Source organism: Lentibacillus halophilus (assembly GCF_039522485.1).
Lineage (GTDB): Bacteria > Bacillota > Bacilli > Bacillales > Amphibacillaceae > Lentibacillus > Lentibacillus halophilus.
In genome coordinates, this window is sequence record NZ_BAAADM010000069.1 from 1 (window position 1) to 1,076 (window position 1,076).

Sequence of the window (1,076 nt, forward strand, 5' to 3'; positions counted from 1 at the left end):
TGACGTAACGTTTGATTTCTTTATTAAAACCTTCGATGAGGTTTGTTGTATAGATGCTGGGTCGGATGGATGCCGGAAAATCATAGAACGTTAATAAGCGGTCCTGTTTCATCACCGCATCGACAGCACGTGGATACGTCTTATGCCATTTGTCTTGAAATTGGTCCAGGGCATTTAGAGCCTCCTGGCGGCTTTCAGCCTCGTAAACAGCCTTGAAGTCATCCAGAATGGCGGCACGATCTTTCACACGCACTTTATTAGCGATATTGCGGGAAACATGAACACAGCACACCTGATGTTTAGCTTTTGGGTAGACGCGATGCAGCGCATCCGTCATACCGTTCAAGCCGTCTGAAATAAAAAGAAGAACGTGCTCGACACCGCGTTCAGATAAACGCTGGACCAGCTCTTCCCACACCTCGGCAGATTCCGTTGGGGCGATGGTAAAGTCCAGCACTTCTTTGCCGCCATCTTCTGCGATGCCAATGGCAATATAGACCGATTCTTTTTCAACGCTTTGGCGCCGGATCGGAATTTGCGTGGCATCCAGATAGATGCAGACATAACGCTGTTCCAGCGTTCGCTCATGAAAAGCCTGCACATCTTCTGACACGAGACGAGTCAGGTTGGATACGGTCTGTTTAGAATAATGCTGGCCATACATCTTTTCGATTAAATCGGCGATTTCATCCGTCGTGATGCCCTTTTCGTACAAATGGATGATAAACTGTTCCAGTGTGTCGTTGGAACGTTTATAGGGCGTCAGAGTTTGTTGCTGAAAGGCACCGTTGCGGTCTCTGGGAATATGCAGCTCAAGGTTGCCGTATTCCGTTTTGAACGTCCGGCCGTAAAATCCATTACGGGAATTACCAGAGTTAACGCCAGCCTGCTCATAAGGTTCATAGTCCAGAAAAGCCGTTAGTTCATGTTTTAAAAGCTGATTGATCGCCGTTTCCAAATGGCAGCGAAAAACTTCTTCAATATCTTGTTTTTGGGCTAGTGCTTCAAGCAAATCTGTAGTAAGATGGCTCATAGGGAAGACCTCCTGTGGGTTTGTTGTGACTAACTCTATTCTA

The 1,076-nt window shown here is 46.7% G+C and carries 1 protein-coding gene; it reads right to left on the reverse strand.

All coding sequences use genetic code 11. The annotated features are described in order from the left end of the window. On the reverse strand, positions 1-1,033 hold a 1,033-nt coding region (locus ABDZ72_RS14335; protein ID WP_343754372.1), incomplete at its 3' end, for an IS256 family transposase. Between the last annotated feature and the right edge of the window lie 43 nt (positions 1,034-1,076).